This window comes from Enterobacter asburiae (genome assembly GCF_008080435.1).
GTDB classification, from domain to species: domain Bacteria; phylum Pseudomonadota; class Gammaproteobacteria; order Enterobacterales; family Enterobacteriaceae; genus Enterobacter; species Enterobacter asburiae_C.
Map to the genome: position 1 here is coordinate 62,991 of NZ_VRKN01000002.1, position 19,894 is coordinate 82,884.

Annotated in this window: 17 protein-coding genes; all 17 read right to left on the reverse strand. The window is 47.1% G+C overall.

All coding sequences use genetic code 11. From position 1 onward, the window contains the following. Positions 1–5 precede the first annotated feature (5 nt). The gene (locus FU672_RS03470; RefSeq protein ID WP_148242175.1) at positions 6–1,088 is read right to left on the reverse strand and encodes a glycosyltransferase WbsX family protein; all 1,083 of its coding nucleotides are present in this window, start codon (positions 1,086–1,088) and stop codon (positions 6–8) included. Continuing rightward, a complete protein-coding gene (locus FU672_RS03475) occupies positions 1,085–2,251 on the reverse strand; it encodes an O-antigen polymerase (protein ID WP_148242176.1) in 1,167 nt (388 codons plus the stop codon). Before FU672_RS03475 ends, FU672_RS03470 begins: the two co-directional genes overlap by 4 nt. Next, on the reverse strand, positions 2,248–3,468 hold the full coding sequence (locus FU672_RS03480) for an oligosaccharide flippase family protein (RefSeq protein WP_187360777.1): 1,221 nt from the start codon (positions 3,466–3,468) through the stop codon (positions 2,248–2,250). Before FU672_RS03480 ends, FU672_RS03475 begins: the two co-directional genes overlap by 4 nt. A 62-nt stretch (positions 3,469–3,530) precedes the next feature. Next, entirely contained in the window at positions 3,531–4,079 is a 549-nt protein-coding gene (rfbC, locus tag FU672_RS03485; protein WP_148242178.1) for a dTDP-4-dehydrorhamnose 3,5-epimerase, read from the reverse strand. A gap of 3 nt (positions 4,080–4,082) precedes the next feature. Next, entirely contained in the window at positions 4,083–4,961 is an 879-nt protein-coding gene (rfbA, locus tag FU672_RS03490; protein WP_148242179.1) for a glucose-1-phosphate thymidylyltransferase RfbA, read from the reverse strand. A 52-nt stretch (positions 4,962–5,013) separates the two neighbouring features. After that, the gene (rfbD, locus tag FU672_RS03495; RefSeq protein ID WP_148242180.1) at positions 5,014–5,913 is read right to left on the reverse strand and encodes a dTDP-4-dehydrorhamnose reductase; all 900 of its coding nucleotides are present in this window, start codon (positions 5,911–5,913) and stop codon (positions 5,014–5,016) included. Continuing rightward, positions 5,913–6,998 carry a dTDP-glucose 4,6-dehydratase gene (gene rfbB, locus FU672_RS03500; protein WP_148242181.1) on the reverse strand — a complete coding sequence of 362 codons (1,086 nt, stop codon included), beginning with the start codon at positions 6,996–6,998 and terminating at the stop codon, positions 5,913–5,915. The genes rfbD and rfbB overlap by 1 nt, the downstream gene beginning before the upstream one ends. Positions 6,999–7,097: 99 nt before the next feature. Beyond that, positions 7,098–8,984, reverse strand: a complete 1,887-nt coding sequence (locus FU672_RS03505) for a polysaccharide biosynthesis protein (protein ID WP_148242182.1) — start codon at positions 8,982–8,984, stop codon at positions 7,098–7,100. A gap of 38 nt (positions 8,985–9,022) precedes the next feature. Continuing rightward, complete coding sequence (locus FU672_RS03510) at positions 9,023–9,583, reverse strand: PglD-related sugar-binding protein (RefSeq protein ID WP_148242183.1); 561 nt, start codon at positions 9,581–9,583, stop codon at positions 9,023–9,025. Then, on the reverse strand, positions 9,576–10,619 hold the full coding sequence (locus FU672_RS03515) for an MraY family glycosyltransferase (RefSeq protein ID WP_148242184.1): 1,044 nt from the start codon (positions 10,617–10,619) through the stop codon (positions 9,576–9,578). The genes FU672_RS03510 and FU672_RS03515 overlap by 8 nt, the downstream gene beginning before the upstream one ends. Continuing rightward, positions 10,619–11,563, reverse strand: coding sequence for an NAD-dependent epimerase/dehydratase family protein (locus tag FU672_RS03520; RefSeq protein ID WP_148242185.1), 945 nt, complete (start codon positions 11,561–11,563; stop codon positions 10,619–10,621). The genes FU672_RS03515 and FU672_RS03520 overlap by 1 nt, the downstream gene beginning before the upstream one ends. Positions 11,564–11,947: 384 nt before the next feature. Continuing rightward, positions 11,948–12,844, reverse strand: a complete 897-nt coding sequence (gene galF, locus FU672_RS03525) for a UTP--glucose-1-phosphate uridylyltransferase GalF (RefSeq protein ID WP_148242186.1) — start codon at positions 12,842–12,844, stop codon at positions 11,948–11,950. A gap of 176 nt (positions 12,845–13,020) precedes the next feature. Then, positions 13,021–14,412: a colanic acid biosynthesis protein WcaM gene (gene wcaM, locus FU672_RS03530; protein WP_148242187.1), complete on the reverse strand. Its 1,392-nt coding sequence runs from the start codon at positions 14,410–14,412 to the stop codon at positions 13,021–13,023. Between the two features lie 12 nt (positions 14,413–14,424). Next, positions 14,425–15,645, reverse strand: coding sequence for a colanic acid biosynthesis glycosyltransferase WcaL (wcaL, locus tag FU672_RS03535; RefSeq protein WP_148242188.1), 1,221 nt, complete (start codon positions 15,643–15,645; stop codon positions 14,425–14,427). Continuing rightward, entirely contained in the window at positions 15,642–16,922 is a 1,281-nt protein-coding gene (gene wcaK, locus FU672_RS03540; protein ID WP_148242189.1) for a colanic acid biosynthesis pyruvyl transferase WcaK, read from the reverse strand. The genes wcaL and wcaK overlap by 4 nt, the downstream gene beginning before the upstream one ends. Before the next feature lie 17 nt (positions 16,923–16,939). After that, positions 16,940–18,418: a colanic acid undecaprenyl disphosphate flippase WzxC gene (wzxC, locus tag FU672_RS03545; protein ID WP_148242190.1), complete on the reverse strand. Its 1,479-nt coding sequence runs from the start codon at positions 18,416–18,418 to the stop codon at positions 16,940–16,942. Between the two features lies 1 nt (position 18,419). Then, positions 18,420–19,814, reverse strand: a complete 1,395-nt coding sequence (gene wcaJ / locus FU672_RS03550) for an undecaprenyl-phosphate glucose phosphotransferase (protein ID WP_148242191.1) — start codon at positions 19,812–19,814, stop codon at positions 18,420–18,422. Positions 19,815–19,894: the final 80 nt, after the last annotated feature.

Sequence of the window (19,894 nt, forward strand, 5' to 3'; positions counted from 1 at the left end):
TCAATTTATTTATATTTTTCAACAGTTTCTTTCACCGCTTCCAAATAACCATGACCATATTTTTTATCAGGCTCAAGATAAGTACCTTCAGCCCATTCATTCCATGCATTTATAAATAGATAAGGAACATTTGCAGTCATAGACTTTTTATAAAGCTTGTCGAAATTATTCTTAAATACTTGCGGATCACTTCCTTTCATAACCAATGATTTAGTCTTTTTCCTTGGAGTATTATCCCAGTCAACAAATGCCCCAGAATAATGTGTTTCACTGAAATCTTTTTCAAGTATTTTATCCCAGATTGATTGATAGGATAATAACTGCTCCACGTAATTGGTTTTTAATTTTTCATTAGAAATACGTTTTATCCTTCCAACGACTTTTCGTACTAGCGGCTTAATTTTCCCCATATTATGTTCAAAAGTACACATGGGTTCAAAATTCAATTCTGCATCAAAATCTAACTGGCGATGATCTTGAGCGAATGAAGTAAGTGTTGATACGAAATGTATATCGCCGAACGACGTATCTTTTGCCAGTTTTCGCCAATACTGAATCCACTCGTTGCACTTCTCAAAGCTAGCAGAGCGGTATAACAGAAAAACAGGTTTTCCATTGTGCTTAATGTATCTTTCGTCTTCGAAAAATGGTTTGAGATAATTAAAATGATTTAACCAATCTGATTCGTCCCCATAACTCTGGGGCATGATGACATCTCGATGACTACCATCCCAACTACGAGTCCATGGCTCGTTAGCCCATGAAAAAAGGAATGGAAGATCTATATCTTTGTTCTCTAATAATAGTTCAGCTGGTTTATCCAATAAACGCTTACCATTAAACCAATAATGATAAAAACAAAAACCATCAATATGATATTTTTTTGCCAGCTCCGATTGCCATTTTAATGTTTCGGCTTCTAGCAAATCATAATAATAGTCGTTCAAAGGTTCTCTAGGTTGATAATGGTTTCTAAAAAGAGGCGTTGCTTTTTTGACATTAACCCATTCAGTGAATCCTTTCCCCCACCACTTATTATTTTCTTCAATCTCATGAAACTGTGGAAGATAAAATGCTAACGTTTTCAAAAATTACTCCTTATATTTCTATAACACATTACAATAAAATGAACAGATAACGAGATCAGGAAATAATCCCAAAAAAAGGATAACTGCACCGGTAAAAACTGATGAGAAAAGAAAATAACAACCAAGGCAAAAAGTGAGTTGAAGTTCAGGAATGAGTTTTGATGAAAGAACAACTTATGATTTTTTGACAAAATATATCCATACAATAAACTCAGCAAAGCTAATCCTATGCTACCAAAATATAAAAACGGCAATAATAATGATGTATAAAAAGCATTGAAATAACCAGCATTCCCGAGTAGAACAAAGTCCTGCACTTTTGTAAAGAAAGCACTTTGGTCATAAAACTTTGCCCCAAGTATGCCTAAAAATGAAAATGGACTCGAAAGTTCATATAATGTATCAATTTCACCGCTATCAATCGCATGCGTAAAAAGTGAGTAACCAGCAATAGCATAATTACGAGTATTAATTAGACTTTGGCTTAAATCACTATCCCCTCTAAAAGCAAATATTGCTAATAGCAAGATCAGAAACACGGCAAGAGCAAAAACCACCTTCTTTAAGGTCATTTTGCTATCATAACAATATAATATTACTATTGCAGCCAAAACTGGGGCAAAAACATAATATCTGGAAATCAAAATACTTTCTTTCCCTATCAACATTAAAAATGAGAAGAAAAAGATAGCAGATTTATTATTATTAATCTTCAAGTACAAACCATAGCTGATACCAAAAAGTGGAACTAACGTTGCAAATACAAATAAGTAGGCAGCAAAGGCACCATAATATTCTTTTATCGATTGATCTTTAAATAAACTATCTCTATATTCTGCGAAAGAAATACCGCCTGATATAATATCTTTAAAGAGGAAAGAAAGATAAATCAATATAACTAAGTTGATTGCAAGTAGAATTTTTATCTGAAATGTAAAATTAACTATCGGTTGATTTTTTATTGTTCCATCTGAATGATGATGATTTGTCGTCCTGTTGCCTATATAGCAACCTAAGAAAAAGTACAAATAGGCAACAATTAAAATCATCAACCCGGAATCAAAGGTGATATATAGACTATTTTGAGAAAGCCATAACACTAATGAAACGACAATATAGAGACATAGATAACCAGCTGGGTTTCTGGGCCTGCATTTAATCATTTTGATATTTTTCCGCTATTAAAACTAGCCAAAACAAAAATAGCAGAAACAATTATTTCTGTAATGATAACACTGATAGTCACACCGTATGTTGGAGTTATATGCATTAATATAACAGAAACTATAATATGCATGAAACTAACAGCCAGATATGTTTTTCTGACAATTTTTGTTAAATTATTAGGTATCAACCACCACTGTCCATATACAACACCGATTGAAACAATTAATGGTAGAGGAGACATCATCAGTAATATCATAGATGACACGCGATATTCCGCGCTATAATAATAAAGAGATACTGGATAGCCTATGGCCGCCATTGAGATCGATATTAGCAAGCCAAATGCCATAAATTTCTTGCCATATAAGTTCAAAATTTCCTTGAGCTTTTTTCCATCATTAATCAATGAACTTACTCTTGGGAACATTGCTTGCTGAACGGGACTCATTAAACCTTGCGCAGCAGTTCGGATTTTATCTGCTGCTGAAAAATATCCTGCTAATGCCGGACCACCAAAATATCCAATAATCAATATATTTAAAGTTGTATAGAAACTAATAGTTATATTAGATACAAAAAGGTCAAATCCTTTAGACAAAACTAAATAAATTTCTTGCATTGAAATTTTTGTTAGTTTTGCCAACTTTTGTTTTTTTATAAAAATACAAGCCAAAATTCCTGAGACAAACATTCCTGATGATTGACTAATAACAGCCATATTCATATCATCACTTGTTTTCACTAAAAGGAAAATTAGCAGTAGAGATATACATTTTGCGATGGTTGTACATATTGCAATACCCTGCATTTTTTCAATACCTTGAAATAACCATACAGGAAATAAAACCGTACCAATTACAGAAATCATGCCTAAGAGGATCAGATGTGAGTATATATCTGAACCATTAATCATCACATATAAAGAAAAAATGCATGACACAACCAATAACAATAATAACTTGGCAGCAGTCACTGCTGTATAAATAGAGTTAATTTTAGATTGTTTATTTTTATTGACTGATATTAACAACGTCGCACTAAAGTTAAAGCCATAATCAACAAAAATTATAATATACTGTATCCATGCTTGAACCATAGCGACAACGCCAAAATTCTCAGCACCTAAGACACGCATTAAATAGGGAAGAGTTAATAAAGGGAATAAATAGTTTGATGCCTGCACAAAAAATAGCAATATAATGTTTTTTTTCACTGGTACAATACACTCAGTTATGTGAAAAAAGCCTGTATGCTATTTACAGGCCCAAGCATAAATTAATAATCTGAATCTCTGAAAGCTTTACCAGCAAGATCTTTGGAAGATAAACTTGGCAAACAATCGTGACTGATTGGCCATTCAATGCTCAGATCACTATCTGACCATAAGATTGAACGCTCATGCTGAGGAGAATAATAGTTAGTTGTTTTATATACAAATTCTGCAACATCGCTCAATACAAAAAATCCATGAGCGAATCCTTCAGGAATCCATAACTGTTTCTTGTTCTCAGCAGAAAGATATACTCCAACCCATTTTCCATAATGTTTTGAGTCTTTCCGAATATCGACAGCAACATCAAAAACCTCACCTACAACACAACGCACTAATTTACCTTGAGCATATGGTTGAAGCTGGTAGTGCAAACCGCGAAGTACATTCTTGCTAGATTTGGAGTGATTATCCTGAATGAAATTAACTTCTTTACCTACAGCTTCGTTGAACATTCGCTGATTGAAACTTTCCATGAAGAAACCACGATCGTCTCCGAATACCTTTGGTTCAAATATTAATACATCGGGGATTTCAGTCTTAATAATGTTCATCTGTTAATAACCTTTAATCATTTTCAACAAATACTGTCCATATTGGTTTTTTGATAACGGAGCAGCGAGTTTTTTAACCTGCTCAGCATCAATAAACCCTTTTCGGTAGGCAATTTCTTCAGGACAAGCAACTTTTAATCCTTGACGCTCTTCGATGGTTGCAATGAAGTTACTCGCTTCGATCAGGCTCTGATGAGTTCCTGTATCAAGCCAGGCAAAGCCACGGCCCATCATAGCAACGGAAAGCTTTCCTTGTTCCATGTAAATACGGTTAATATCAGTGATTTCCAGCTCACCACGCGTAGACGGTTTTAAATTTTTCGCCATCTCAACGACACTGTTATCGTAGAAATAGAGACCCGTCACCGCATAATTACTCTTCGGCTTCAGCGGTTTTTCTTCGAGGCTGATGGCGGTGCCATTTTTATCAAATTCGACAACGCCGTAACGCTCAGGATCATTCACATGATAGGCAAATACTGTTGCTCCATTTTCTTTATTTACGGCAGTATCCATCAATTTCGGAAGGTCATGACCATAAAAAATGTTATCTCCCAATACCAGGGCACAATCATCGTTACCAATGAATTCTTCACCAATAATGAAAGCCTGCGCAAGCCCATCCGGACTTGGCTGAACTTTGTATTGTAGATTCAGCCCCCACTGGCTTCCATCACCCAGCAGTTGTTCGAAACGCGGTGTATCCTGTGGAGTACTAATAATTAAAATATCTCGAATACCTGCCAGCATCAGCGTAGACAGCGGATAGTAAATCATCGGCTTATCATAAATTGGCAATAATTGTTTACTAACAGCCATTGTCACTGGATACAGGCGAGTACCAGAACCACCCGCCAGAATAATACCTTTACGCGTTTTCATTTCATCATCTCTATATTCATGAGATGCCCATTCTCAGGCATCCTGATCATTATTAAATCGCTGTTGCTGTGAACCATTCAGTCAGCATGCGCTTAACCCCCGCGTCCCATTGCGGCAGTACAAGGTTGAAATTCTGCTGGAACTTTAAGGTATTCAGGCGGGAGTTTGCCGGACGTTTTGCAGCTGTCGGGTACGCGCTGGTTGGCACCCCATGAAGCTGGGTTAATGCCAGTTCCATTCCTGCTTTACGCGCTTCTTCAAATACCAGCGAGGCATAGTCATACCAGGTTGTCGTGCCACTGGCAACCAGATGATAAGTTCCTGCCACCTCAGGTTTATCCAGGGCAACCCGAATAGCATGAGCCGTGCAGTCTGCTAATAATTCAGCGCCTGTAGGTGCGCCAAATTGATCGTTAATAACAGAAAGCTCCGAACGCTCTTTTGCCAGTCGCAGCATAGTACGCGCAAAGTTATTCCCTTTACCGGCATAAACCCAGCTCGTCCTGAAGATCAAATGGCGTGCACAATTTTCACTTAACGCTTTTTCACCAGCTAATTTGGTCTCACCATAAACATTGAGTGGTGCTGTGGCATCCGTTTCCAGCCAAGGAGTATTTCCATTACCTGGGAAGACGTAATCTGTAGAGTAGTGAACAACCCAGGCCCCCAACTTTTGGGCCTCTTTAGCAATCGCCTCTACACTCGTGGCATTCAATAACTGAGCAAATTCTGGCTCTGACTCAGCCTTATCGACTGCTGTGTGCGCAGCCGCGTTAACGATCACGTCAGGCTTTATAAGACGCACAGTTTCTGCAATGCCTTCAGGGTTACTGAAATCACCGCAATACTCCTTCGAGTGGACGTCAACAGCAATCAAATTACCCAGCGGTGCAAGAGCACGTTGTAACTCCCAACCCACCTGACCGGTTTTACCGAACAGAAGAATATTCATTAGGCACGATCCCCATAGTTTTCTTCAATCCAGGATTTGTAGCTGCCATTTTTCACGTTCTCTACCCATTGAGTGTTCGCCAGGTACCATTCTACGGTTTTGCGAATGCCACTTTCGAAAGTTTCCTGAGGCTTCCAGCCCAGTTCCTGACCAATTTTCTCTGCGTCAATCGCGTAGCGTCGGTCGTGACCCGGACGGTCAGCCACATAGGTTATCTGGTCGCGATAGGAGCCTTCCTTCGGAACAATTTCATCCAACAGGGAACAGATGGTATTTACCACATCAAGATTTTGTTTTTCATTGTGGCCGCCGATGTTGTAGGTTTCACCAATCTTGCCTTGCGTCACCACGGTATACAACGCGCGTGCGTGATCTTCAACGTACAGCCAGTCGCGGATCTGGTCACCTTTACCGTAAACCGGAAGGGCTTTTCCATCCAGCGCATTAAGGATTACCAGCGGGATAAGTTTTTCCGGGAAGTGGTAAGGACCGTAGTTATTAGAACAGTTAGTTACAACGGTAGGGAAACCGTAGGTGCGTAACCATGCGCGGACCAAATGGTCGCTGGACGCTTTAGAAGCAGAGTATGGACTGCTTGGAGCATAGGCGGTTTTTTCAGTAAACAGCGGCAGTGCAGAACCCTTTGCAACTTCATCCGGGTGCGGTAGATCGCCATAGACTTCATCTGTAGAGATATGGTGAAAACGGAATGACGCTTTTTTATCAGCACTTAACTCAGACCAGTACTTGCGGCTTGCTTCAAGCAGAACATAGGTGCCAACAATATTAGTCTCGATAAAAGCTGCAGGGCCGGTAATCGAGCGATCAACGTGGCTCTCGGCGGCCAGATGCATTACGGCATCCGGCTGGTGTTCTGCAAAAATACGCGCCATCGCGTCGTTGTCGCAGATATCGGCATGTTCAAAATGATAGCGATCGCTCTGCGCAACGTCAGACAGAGATTCAAGATTCCCTGCATAAGTCAGTTTATCGACGTTAATAACAGAATCTTGCGTATCATTAATAATGTGTCGTACCACTGCAGACCCAATAAAGCCTGCTCCACCAGTGACCAGAATTTTCACGTTTATTTCGCTCTTAAGTTTCAGAAACAATCTATTACATACCGACGCCCTGGTGACTTTCGATAAGCTCCAGGGCTGAGAAAACGACAATCAGCTATTTTAACTTACTTTTTCATTCCAGAGTAAATCGCAGATACCGTCGGTTGGATTGAACGCTGCAGGTGCCTGCAACAGTATCTCACGCACGCGTTCGTAGTCGAACTCACAGCAGGCGTTGTCGAGGTCGTGGAGAATAATGCTCATCTCACTCCATGGCAACATCACTTCATTAGCGGTCCTGATACGTGGGTGCTGTGTTGTAGATACATTGTCGCCGATAAGCAACTCTTCATACAGTTTCTCACCCGGACGCAGACCCGTTGTTTTTATCGCAATATCGCCATAAGGATTTTTATCATCACGAACGGTAAGCCCTTGCAAGGTAATCATGCGATGTGCAAGATCGATGATCTTGACGGGTTCCCCCATATCCAGAACAAAAACATCACCGCCCGTACCCATGGCTCCCGCCTGTATTACCAACTGCGCCGCTTCAGGGATCGTCATAAAGTAACGTGTAATATTCTCATGGGTCAGCGTCACAGGACCACCCGCAGCTATCTGTTTTTCAAACAACGGCACAACAGAACCCGACGAACCTAATACGTTGCCGAAGCGAACCATACTGAAGCAAGTTTTGCTGGATTCCTTCGCCAGCGCCTGCAGCACTAGCTCAGCCATTCGTTTGGTCGCCCCCATTGTATTGGTAGGCCGCACGGCTTTATCGGTCGAAATTAAGACAAAGTTTTCTACACCGCAACTCGCTGCAGCCTGAGCGCAGCTCAGCGTACCAAAGATATTATTGCGCACTCCGTCAAGAACGTTGAACTCGACAAGCGGTACATGCTTGTACGCCGCAGCATGATAAATCGTATTGACGTTGAATGTGTTGATTAATCTTTCGAGATGCTCTTTATCTTGTACGTTACCGAGAATTGGGTAAATTTTAACCTGAAGATTTTGGTTGAGATTCAGATTACGCAGCTCCGAATCGATTGAGTACAGTGAGAACTCTGACAATTCGAACAGAATAAGCTGGTTCGGCTTATTTTTAATTATCTGTCGGCAAAGCTCAGAACCAATCGATCCCCCTGCCCCAGTAACCATAACCGTTTTCCCGTTGATATTACGGGAAACCAATTCCGGAATCGGTGAGACGGGATCGCGGCCCAGCAGATCGGTAATAACCACTTTACGCAACGAATCAATACGCGCTTTACCCTCTACAAGATCGACCATGCCGGGAATGGAGAGTACCTCGCACGGCAAACCTTCCAGTGTTTTAATGACTTCGTTCTTCCTGGCTCGACTGGCGCTTGGCATGGCAAGCAGAATTTTCTTCGCTTCGTATTTCTCAACCAACCATGGTAGTTTTTCCGGCGCGAAAACGCTGACCCCGTGAATCACCTGACCTTGCAGAGCACGGTTGTCATCGACAAAAGCAACAGGATAATATTCGTCCATCTGGCTCAGCGCTGGCAGTAGTTGACGGCCCGATGCTCCGGCCCCATAAATCACCACCCGAGTGCCCAGATTCAATCCACGATTTACTAACATCCTCATACCAAGCCGCGATCCGGCAATGAGCAGTAAACCGAACGAGAAATAAATGAATGGAATCGTTCTCGGCAAATAGAGATTGGTATAAAACGCTGCGATAATAAGTAAAATGGATGATATAAACATCCCTACTGTAACTACCAATAATATTTTTGCAGTAATATAGCGAATTACGGCTCGATAAAGTCCTAATTTAACAAATATCGCCAGAGTAACGAGTATTATTGAAAATATAAACAACCAATGCTCCGTACTATATATTGGAGTCATTGAATCAATACGCACCCAAAATGCAAACCAAAATGCACATAAGAGCAGTACAACATCTATGGAAAGAGTAATAATTCGTTTGATTGGTCTGGGTAAAGATATTAAATAATTTAGCATACTAAAAACTGGTCGCCTCGTTAAAGCTTGCATTCAGTTTATAAAATAGTACCAGCAGGACACACTGAGTCATCATCTACTTTTGTATTATAACCACCCACTGAGCCCACCTGCAGAAATGCCGATTTTCCAATAACAGCACCTCCAGCAAGATGTACACCGACCCCTAAGTGAGCAAAGTCGCCTAGAGTACAATCATGATCTACTGTCGAATGGCTATTTACGATCGTACCCGCACCTAATTTCACATTGGCACCAACCACTGCACCGGCTAATACGACAGAGCCGTTAGCGATTACCGCCGATGGACTGACAAATGCAAAGGGATGTATAAGTGTTACGGGATGAATACCTAAGCTGATAATCTGCTGATAGAGCTGTTCTCTGACTTTATTATTTCCAATACCAATCGCTACATGACTGGCCTTTTCGATATGTAAATGTAGTTCTGAAATTTTTCCAATAATGAGTTTGTTTGTGTCATGAATGGGGGATGCATTATCGTCAAGAAAAACGATATCCGTATATCCCAGCATTCTCGCCATCTCGCAGAGTGTACGCCCATGACCACCTGCCCCCAAAATCATTAAGTTATGCATTGACGTTACTCTCTTTGTCTTTAACGCCTGCACCACATTTGAGTGCAACAGCAAAAAGCGGGAGCCAGGCGATAATCAGCCCAACAACACCATCAATTCTGGCAGAGGCAATAAGAAAGGCGATCGGGAAGATCCACAGCAGGTTGACTGCAATCGCCATCATTGTCACCGGAACGTGGCTGCCATATTTTCTGGCAAGGATTTGATAGCCATGGCTGGCGTGCGCTTCATAGACTTTCTTGCCCGCCACAACTCTCCGCAGCAACGTGGTAGTGGCATCGACGATAAATACGCCCAGCAGGCATATCTCTGCAATAAAGAAATGCGTATCTACTTTCGCAATATGGAGGATCATCAACCCGATAGTTATCCCAAGGAAACCACTCCCGGCATCGCCCATGAAGATTTTCGCTACCGGGAAGTTCCAGACAATAAAGCCGGCCGCGGCACCGATAAGTGCAAGCGTTAGCGGATAAATACTTCCAGGCGCGTCAGCGTACTGGTTTACAACAATCAACACCGCACTACATGCGGCAAATGTGATTGCCTCTGCGCTAGCTAAGCCATTAATCCCATCCATGAAATTATATAAATTCAGCATCCAGACCAGATAAACACAGCCCAAAATCATGCCAATCCAGGATAAGGAAAGATCGTAACCAAACAGCGTAATTATAGGAAAAGAGCCTAAGAAATAGATGCCAATTGCCGCAGCCAGAAAATGCATCAATAGACGCCAGCGAGCCGCGATATGACCATGATCATCAAGAAAACCGATGATGGCAACAATTAACCCAGGAATAAACAACCCCAGGAAGCTATCCAATGCCAGCGCACGGCTGAAATAAAACCATATTAACGCCGCCAGGAGCGTCAGGACGATAGCCACCCCGCCACCCCGCGGCGTCGGCACAGAATGCGAACTCCGCTGGTTCGGACGGTCGATAACGTTATGCTTAATGGCATAACCGCGTAACCCCCAGGTCAGCGCGCATGACACTAAAAAAGCGAATATCACAATTCCAAAATTCATCATTATTTATTACCTTCGATATAATACTTCGCCGTTTTTTTCATAGTTTCATGAAGCGTTATCGGGGGTGTCCAGTGCAAATGTTCCCGCGACTTGGTGGCGTCGACTTCCAGATTGCCAAATAATTGATCGTAAATTCCACCTTTACCAACAGCAGATAGCAATATCTTCAGGATAACCGTAGGGAAATAGATAACTTTCGCTTTAATGCCCATACCTGAAGCAAAGGCATTAATCATATCTTCTGTAGAAGGCCGTTCCACATCTGCGAGTAAATAGAGTTGATTTTTTGATTTTTCATTAACAACACATTCATTGATAAAGCTGACGACATTATCCAGTGACACGAGTGCCCGCTTGTTCCTGACATTTTTAAATGGCAACGGCAGGTTCTTAGACACCAGTTTTAAAAGACGCTGTATATTACCCGGTGCATTTTCACCACAAATTAATGCAGGACGGACAATGGTGATCGCCATATCAGTTTCTGCGAAGTTTTTAAGCAGACTCTGCTCAGCTTCTAGCTTGGAAATAGCGTAGTCAGAGGTTGGCCGGGGCTCCGACGCTTCAGAAAAAGGGCTCCCCGAAGTGGCATTACCGTTGACACCGATCGAGCTTACGAAAATAAAATGCTTTATACCGCTGGTCGCGGCATCTGTCGCTAATTTCATGGTCGCGTCATGATTAACCCGACGAAATTCTGCCAAAGCATCCTGTGCATCATCATTAAGGATATGTGCCCTTCCCGCAGTATGAATGACAGTATCGCATCCCTGAAGAAGATTTACCCAGTTGGTATCGGCTGAGATATCACCCAGGTTGTAAATTCCCTGTTCAGTGTTCTCCTGCTTGCGCGTTGTTAATATCACCTCGTGTCCTGATGATTTCAACGTCCGGACTAAAGCAGTACCAAGAAACCCGGTTCCGCCCGTCACCAATACTTTCATCGATATCCCCTATCTGCTCTATCTGATATTTTTTGCTCGCGAGGAGTGCAGAATCGCGAGAAACTTTATAGGCTACGACTGTTCGTTCTATATTCAATTGCGAATGCCAGGCACGCTACCGCCCCTGGCTTAACAGCTACCAGTGCACTGAGCGATGTTTGATTAAATGATTTTTCTTGTCTGGATACAGACAAAAAACTGGCGTTAATTGTCGTCCTAAACGACCTCAGAAACAAGCACAAATCGCTACAAAGCGATCCAGATTTAAACCTGATAAGTCTATGAAGTCATTTAATTTATAACAAAAAACGGCAGTCATCATTTTGGTTAGATATCAACACACCAAAATAATGACTGCCGCTTGTTCAAGTCGTGGCAGGAATATCAGTCGTTTGCCAGCAACTTCTCAATACGGGTTCTGAACTTCGCCCCTTCCTTCAGGTTACGCAGCCCATAGTTCACGAACGCCTGCATATACCCCATTTTCTTACCGCAGTCATAGCTGTCGCCGGTCATCAGCATGGCATCCACGGATTGCTTCTTCGCCAGCCCTGCAATCGCGTCAGTCAGTTGAATACGATCCCAGGCGCCTGGCTCGGTTTTTTCCAGTTCCGCCCAGATATCTGCGTTCAGAACATAGCGACCCACTGCCATCATGTCCGAATCCAGCGTCTGTGGCTGATCCGGTTTTTCGATGAACTCAACGATGCGGCTCACCTGCCCTTCCGTCTCCAGCACTTCTTTCGTCTGAATTACGGAGTACTCAGAGAGATCGCCTTTCATGCGTTTCGCCAGCACCTGGCTGCGACCCGTTTCATTGAAACGTGCCACCATTGCCGCCAGGTTGTAACGCAGCGGATCGGCAGAAGCGGTATCGATAATAATGTCCGGAAGAACAACGATAAACGGATTGTCACCCACAACCGGACGGGCACACAGAATAGAGTGACCCAGACCCAGCGGCTGCGCCTGGCGCACGTTCATGATGGTCACGCCCGGCGGACAAATGGACTGCACTTCCGCCAGCAGCTGGCGCTTAACGCGCAACTCCAGCAGCGCCTCGAGTTCGTAAGAGGTGTCGAAGTGGTTTTCTACCGCGTTCTTGGACGAGTGGGTAACCAGGACGATTTCTTTGATCCCTGCAGCAACAATCTCGTCAACAATGTACTGAATCATTGGTTTGTCGACGATCGGCAGCATCTCTTTAGGAATGGCTTTTGTGGCTGGCAGCATATGCATGCCCAAGCCTGCTACCGGAATGACTGCTTTCAAATTAATCATTATTTCTTCCACCTTAAAATGGTTGACGAATTATAGCTCTTAAACCTGTTTTCGCCAGCATGATTTGCCGTAATCCTGGAGCAATGTTACGCCTTCGCATCACAAATTTCTGTAGTTGTAATCTGAGTCGATCGCGCTTTTATGCCAGGAATAGTCTCAAAACAGATAATTGTCGATTATCTGTGCGGAAGCGCAAAGTTCAGCCTTTCCACATTCACCACCTGCTGGTCGACCCGGTCAATATCCACCGAGCTTTGCCCCTTCTCATTCACAGCTTTTATGTTCGCCAGTGACAGCAACGTCTCGTCTTTCGCCATGAATTTACCCCGCACATCCTTGCGCAGGTCGAAGTTAATCTTCAGGGCGGGACCCACAGCGGCTTCCTGCATCACATTGATATTGCGCAAAAAAAGATGCTGTGGCTTGTTGTGTAATTCAAGCGTAGCCCGCTGCATTTCCACGTTGGTTATCGCCACAAACGAGGTGGCGTTACCGGATGAAATCTGTATTCCGCGCAATTTATACGCAAGCTGTCGATTATCGAGGTGAATATTGTTGAGCTTGAAGTTCTGCGGGATGGACAAATAATCGCCTTTTATCACCCCATAGCCGATTAACATTCCAGCACTGTTAACCATGTCGACATTATCAATAATGAAATTATCACAGCCATAAATGGCCACCGTGGCGTTGTCTATTCCCGCCTTTTTACTGAAGTCGGGAGTAATATTTTTGGCTTTGATATTGCGGATAACAAAATGCTTACCGTTTTCAACGTGTACCAACTGGCGACAGTTACTGCCGGTGATGTTGGCCACCACGAAGTTCTTGACGGTTTGCTTCTCCGGGTAGTCGTTATCGTAAGTGCTGCCGGCGAGGCCAATGCCGATGCCCCAGTTGATTTTGCCGTTGGTGCAGTTGATGTTGTCGATGACATGATCGGAGATCAGGATATTGCGATCGTTGATGGCCACGTTCCACTCGATCGCATCGCCCTGCAGATGGCTAAATTTGCTGTTGGTGATGCGGGCGCCATCCACCTGGTTGTGGAAACCCTGGCGCAGGATGGCATAGTTGGCCTGACTCACGCTGATGTTATCAATCAGCAAATTGCGCATTACGCTGGGTTTCTTGCCACCGATGTAGATCTGCGTCACCGGGCCAAACCCACTCATCGCCAGACCTTTGATGACGCAGTCAGAGCCGCGAACGTCGAGCGTAATATTCTCCGTGCGACCAGCACCTTCGCCTATTACTTTGCTGCCTTCCTGCAGAACAAAGCGGCCGCGCCCGTTACCGGTTAACGCCCCGCGGATCAGCAGCGTTTTACCGTCGGGAATGAAAATGCCCGTATTGATGTTTTCGCAGGTGAGCCCGGCAGGGACCACGACGGTGTCACCGTCATTAAACGCCTGCTTAAAAGCGGCGATCCAGTCGTTATTATTGTACTGATTAACAGAGACCGTTCTTCCGGTTGCCGCGCGCGCAATGCGTGACGACAACAGCGGTGTGGCCGCCAGAACGGACAGAGAAGAGACAAAGGTGCGTCGGGTAATCTTTTTCAGCATACATCCTCGGCGTTACAACGTTTGCAGCAGGCTCGCTAACTGGCGGTTAATCACCTGCTGGTTAAAATCGGCTTCAACTTTTTGTCGGGCATTCTGGAGCACGGGCTCCAGCGCCTGCTGGTCGATGTCGCTGAAGGCCGCTAATCGGTCCGCAAGGGCCATCGCGTTATTCTCCGGTACCAGCCAGCCGGAATGGTCAGACTTAATCAGCTCCGGGATCCCGCTGTGCAGGGTCGATACCACCGGAATACCCACGGCCATCGCCTCCATCAGCGCTACCGGAATGCCTTCCATATCGCCATCGGTGCCCGTCACCGAGGGCAGCAGAAACACATCCGCCTCATCGAGCATGGCTTTGACCTCGTGGCTCGGCTTGAAGCCCGGCATCTCTACGACATCTTCCAGCTGATACTGTTCGATAAGCGTGCGCAGACGACGCTCCCACGGCCCAATGCCGAGAATGCGATAGTGGAAATCCACCCCGCGCGCTTTCAGCTGGCGGCAGGCTTCAATGGCCACATGCAGGCCTTTCTTTTCGGTCAGACGAGCGACGGAGATGATCTGCAGCGGTTTTCCCGGCACCTTTACAGGACGGCGAGTGAAGCGCGTTAAATCCACCCCCATACGCGAAACGGCAATTTTCTCTCCCGGGCAGCCCATGTTTTTCAGGCGTCCGGCCCACAGGTCGCTGATAGGCAGCATTATGTCGCCGCGTCTGAAAAGCTGCTGATACTCCGGCGTGTAGTGGTTCAGCACTTCACGGCTGGAGATATCGATACCGTGGAAAATGGTCGCAATTTTGCCGTTAATCACGCCCAGTTCGCGCAGCTTCGCGGCAGTGACGCCCGCTGGACCAAAGTGGGCGATAAACACGTCTGCACGATACGGCTGCGCGGTTTGGCCGCAGATGGCTGACAGGATCAGATTGCGTGACTCCGACCCATAGCGGGAAACATTCAGCGCCCGCCACGTCGGCGCGCGATGGAGCCCGCGTAAGGTCTGGCTGGCCCGGTGGCGCAGCTTGCTCAGCTTCCCGGACGGCTCATCCTGCAGCCAGCGGGTTTTCGCCTCCAGCCCATACTGGGTATACGCCGCATGGGTATTTTTGGTATCGCCCTTTTGCAGGGCGATAATCTCCACGTCATATCCCATATCGATAAACGCGGTGATTTGGTTCAGGACAAACGTTTCAGACGACAGCGGAAATTTCAGTAAGAAGAAACCAACCTTCATTTCCCCTCCCGTACGCGATCAAGTACCGATTTCACCATCCCAATACCCTTCTCGCGCTCGGCTTTCACCGCCACGGCCAGGCGTTCATTGATGGCAGGCAGTTGACCCAGGGTATCCCCCACCATCGCACCAAGCGAACCATCCAGCAGATGACGGATATCCACGGCCATTTCAGGCATACCAAGCTGCTGCATGATGCCTGCTGATTTGTGTTCGTAGTTGATGGCAATGGCTGGCGTGCCAAAGTTCATGGAGATAATGGCGGAGTGCAGGCGCGTACCGACGGTCAGGTCACAGGTGGAGAGCAGCTTGCCCATCTCCAGGTCGTTCAGTTCGTCCATCACCACGTGATAACGGGACGGATCGTTAACCAGATTGCGAAGGTTCAGCGCCACCATACGATCGTCTTTGTTGTAGCTGTCGATACCGGTGCAGGTAGAAAGTGCCAGCACCTGGTAACCGCTGTCCAGCACGCGGTTCACCACGTCGGCGAAGGCTTTCTCATACGCCGCCTGCGTCGTACCTAAACGCTTATCAAAGGGCGCCAGCTCACGCAGGGTAATCGCGACGGTTTTCTGTTTCGCCGCCACGTCGAGCCAGTGCTGTACCGCGTAGCTCGGCTGGAAGCTGTCGTCCTGGTGATCCACCAGCCAGGCGGTGTCCACGCCGTGCTCAACTTTTGAGGTGTCAATTTCGCTGCGCTTCATCATGTCGAGGCTGACTGACTCGCGCAGGATCAGCGCGTCGCAGTGGCCAAAGACGTAGTTTGCGAGCTGGTTAAACTGCGGATCCTGGAATGGCCCGACGCTGTGACCAATCATAAACAGCGGCTTTTTCGCCATAAAGGTGCAGAGCGCATGCTCAAACTGCGGCACGCCGTAGAGATCGACGAAAAACGAACCGCCGACCTGAATAATCGCGTCATAGCCGGACAGCAGACGAACGAAATCGGTAAAGCCCTGCGCGATCGCGATGTTGCGCAGCTTGCCGGTATCGGTCACACGGGAAAGCAGCACCTGGTGCTGGTAGCGACGACGCAGCACTTTCTTCACGCGTCCCATCACGCCCGCGGCGTTGTTATGCTGTTTCATCTGGCTGTAGAGCGGGTCGCCCATCACCGGGCGGTTCAGTAACCAGGATGAGCTGACCGGATAACGGCTCATCACGTCCACTTCGGTCTCAGGCTTAAGGGTGTTAATTGCATCCAGTAAACCGCGCAGGATGGCGCTGTCGCCACGGTTGCCGCAGGTATGGTTGCCAAGAATTAATAATTTCATAATGGCCTCTTAGATAACTAGCCTGCGCGAAGCAGCGTTTTCATTTTTTCGTTACGGCAAAACTGGCGCTTCATCTCCACCACCAGTGCATTGCGTGACAGCACAATCATCACGCCAAATGCCAGCGCCCCCGCGGCCACCTGCACCGCCAGCAGCGCGGCCAGCGGCAGGTGACCGCTGAGGATGATGCCCAGGCCGTAGCTCACCGCCAGGGTAGGCAATGAGAGATAGAACGGCAGCCACAGGCTCAGGATGTACTGACGGTAGCTGGAGCCCAGTATCGGCTTGATCATGATGAAGTAGCTCAGAACGGTATTGACTACCTGCACCAGCAGGAAGCCCAGCGTGACGCCGATGGCGCCCGCCATATGCCCGCCGACGATAATCGCCGGAATAAACAGGAAGGTTTTGAACACGTTGAACTTAAAGCTGATATCCACGCGCGCTTTTGCCATCAGCAGGGAACCAATCGGATTCCCCACGGAGCGCAGCAGCCCCACCACGCACAGCAGCTGCAGGATCGGGATGATGCCGTTCCACTTCTCACCAAACACCAGCGGCACGAAGTTACTGGAAACCACCATCAGCCCCAGCAGCACCGGGAAGTTAATGATCCCCACCACGGAAAGCAGCTTGTAGAAGTTGACGCGCAGCTTCTCGGTGTCATCCTGGATCTTGGCGAATGCCGGGAACAGGACGCGGGTGATAATCGGGTTCAGCTTCATCGGGGGGACCACCGCGACGTTGTAGGCCAGGTTGTAGCCCCCCGCCACGCTCGCGCCGAGAATACGTGCCAGCACCAGCGTCGACAGATTGGTATTCACATAGTTGATGATGCTGTCCGCCGTCAGCCACGCGCCAAAGCGCAGGTTGGACGAGACGGAAGCGAGAGAGAAATGCAGCCCGGGACGGTAAATCTTGCGGCCAAAGTAGCCGAACAGCAGCGTGCGCACGGCAGAGTTAACCAGGTATCCGAGGATAGCGGTCATCGCCAGCGGCCAGAAATGGGCGCTCACCACGGTGAAGGTAAAGCCCGCCAGCACCGCGCTGGTCTCGATCATGCCGATCTTGTTGAACTCCAGCTCTTTCTGCATCAGCGCGCGGAACTGCTGCCCGTGGGGGATCACCACGAAGGCAAACGACAGCGTGCGCATCAGCGGAGCCAAATCCGGGTTGTGCAGCACGCTGGCGATAGTGTCGCTCAGCAGGAACACCAGCACGAATACGGAAATCCCCAGCCCCACGTTCAGCCAGTAGAGGGTGGTTAACTCAAGATGGCTGATCTCTTTGCGCTGGATAATCGAGTTGGCAATACCAAAATCAGACAGCGTATCGGCCAGCGCGATAATCACCAGCGAGACGGTCAGCAGACCGAACTGGTGATTATCAATAATGCGCGCCAGCACGGTCATCTGCACGAGGCCGAGGCCAATGATGACGATGGTTGCCATCGCTGACCACTTGGCGCCGCTGATGGTTTTTTCACGTAAGCTCATCTTAGTACGCCGCTTTGTTCACGAAACCTTTGAAGATGGTCAGAAAAACAATCTTGATATCGAACCAGATACTCCATTCACGGATGTACTCCAGATCGAATTCGATACGTTTTTCCATTTTTTCCAGCGTGTCGGTTTCGCCGCGCCAGCCGTTGATCTGTGCCCAACCGGTGATGCCCGGCTTCACCTTATGGCGCAGCATGTAACCTTCAATCAGCGAGCGGTACTGCTCGTTGTGCGCCACCGCGTGAGGACGTGGGCCAACAATCGACATGCCGCCAGTAAAGACGTTGATAAACTGCGGCAGTTCATCCAGCGAGGTGCGGCGCAGGAAGTTCCCCACGCGGGTGACGCGCGGATCGTTCTGCGTCGCCTGGGTCACCACCTTGTCGTTTTCCATCACCTTCATGGAGCGGAATTTCCACACCATAATTGGCTTACCGTCCATACCGTAGCGGGTCTGGCGGAAGATTACCGGGCCGGGAGAGCTCAGCTTCACCGCCAGGGCAATGCAGCACAAAACAGGCGAAATCAGCAGCAGGATCAGTGAAGAGAGAACGATATCTTCTGCGCGCTTCAGCACGCGGTTAATGCCCGACAGCGGCGTGTCGTAAAGCGGCACCACCGGCACGCCGTTCACCTCTTCAATACGGGAGTGAAGGATATTGAAGGTAAAGACGTCCGGGATCAGGATCACCGAACAGGTGGTATCCGCCAGCTCGCGCATCAGTTGCTTAATGCGGAATTCGTCTTTCATCTGCATGGCGATGTAGACGTTGTGAATTTTGCCGGCTTTCGCGTCTTCAATAAGCTGTTCGTAATTACCCGCCCAGTCCGCAGGCACGCCGCCCGGCTTCGCGTCGTGGTAAATCCCCACCACTTCAAACCCTAACCACGGCTCTTTACGGAAGCTGTCGAGCAGCACCTTCCCGACCGGCAGATCGCCCGCTACGGCAACAAAGCGGCGATTGTAGCCACGGTTACGCAGCCAGCCCGCACCAAAGCGGATCAGGGAACGGCACACCACCATGCCGACGCTGGTCAGCAGATACCAGCAGAGATAGGTGACGAGGCGATTATCAAAATCATGGCTGAACGCCACCAGGCCCGCGCTGAAGATCAGGCTCAGGGTCCAGTTCTGCAGCAACAGCATCAGTTCGGTGGTCATTTTGACGCCGCGCCACGAGCGGTAGAAATCGGTCATCCCGCCGATCATCTGAAACACGACCAGCGCAATGAGTGCCATCAGCAGATGCATGTATAAGAACGGCAGCCCGCCGATCCGACACACCGCCCACAATCCACCGACCATGATGGTGATATCAGAAAAACGCTGCACCATAGAGATTAACGATGCATTCGTTCTCGCTCGTTCGCGTTTTTTTAGATTCGTCATCGTTGTTCCTTTAGTTCAAACCTTCCCCCCTCACCCTAACCCTCTCCCCAAAGGGGAGAGGGAACTTGAACACCCTCTCC

Bases quoted from the DNA above. Each gene is read 5' to 3' on its own strand.
- FU672_RS03475 (WP_148242176.1), bottom strand. From the start codon at position 2,251: ATGATTAAATGCAGGCCCAGAAACCCAGCTGGTTATCTATGTCTCTAT.
- rfbC (WP_148242178.1), bottom strand. From the start codon at position 4,079: ATGAACATTATTAAGACTGAAATCCCCGATGTATTAATATTTGAACCA.
- rfbA (WP_148242179.1), bottom strand. From the start codon at position 4,961: ATGAAAACGCGTAAAGGTATTATTCTGGCGGGTGGTTCTGGTACTCGC.
- rfbD (WP_148242180.1), bottom strand. From the start codon at position 5,913: ATGAATATTCTTCTGTTCGGTAAAACCGGTCAGGTGGGTTGGGAGTTA.
- FU672_RS03505 (WP_148242182.1), bottom strand. From the start codon at position 8,984: ATGCTAAATTATTTAATATCTTTACCCAGACCAATCAAACGAATTATT.
- FU672_RS03510 (WP_148242183.1), bottom strand. From the start codon at position 9,583: ATGCATAACTTAATGATTTTGGGGGCAGGTGGTCATGGGCGTACACTC.
- FU672_RS03515 (WP_148242184.1), bottom strand. From the start codon at position 10,619: ATGATGAATTTTGGAATTGTGATATTCGCTTTTTTAGTGTCATGCGCG.
- FU672_RS03520 (WP_148242185.1), bottom strand. From the start codon at position 11,563: ATGAAAGTATTGGTGACGGGCGGAACCGGGTTTCTTGGTACTGCTTTA.
- galF (WP_148242186.1), bottom strand. From the start codon at position 12,844: ATGATTAATTTGAAAGCAGTCATTCCGGTAGCAGGCTTGGGCATGCAT.
- wcaM (WP_148242187.1), bottom strand. From the start codon at position 14,412: ATGCTGAAAAAGATTACCCGACGCACCTTTGTCTCTTCTCTGTCCGTT.
- wcaL (WP_148242188.1), bottom strand. From the start codon at position 15,645: ATGAAGGTTGGTTTCTTCTTACTGAAATTTCCGCTGTCGTCTGAAACG.
- wcaK (WP_148242189.1), bottom strand. From the start codon at position 16,922: ATGAAATTATTAATTCTTGGCAACCATACCTGCGGCAACCGTGGCGAC.
- wzxC (WP_148242190.1), bottom strand. From the start codon at position 18,418: ATGAGCTTACGTGAAAAAACCATCAGCGGCGCCAAGTGGTCAGCGATG.
- wcaJ (WP_148242191.1), bottom strand. From the start codon at position 19,814: ATGACGAATCTAAAAAAACGCGAACGAGCGAGAACGAATGCATCGTTA.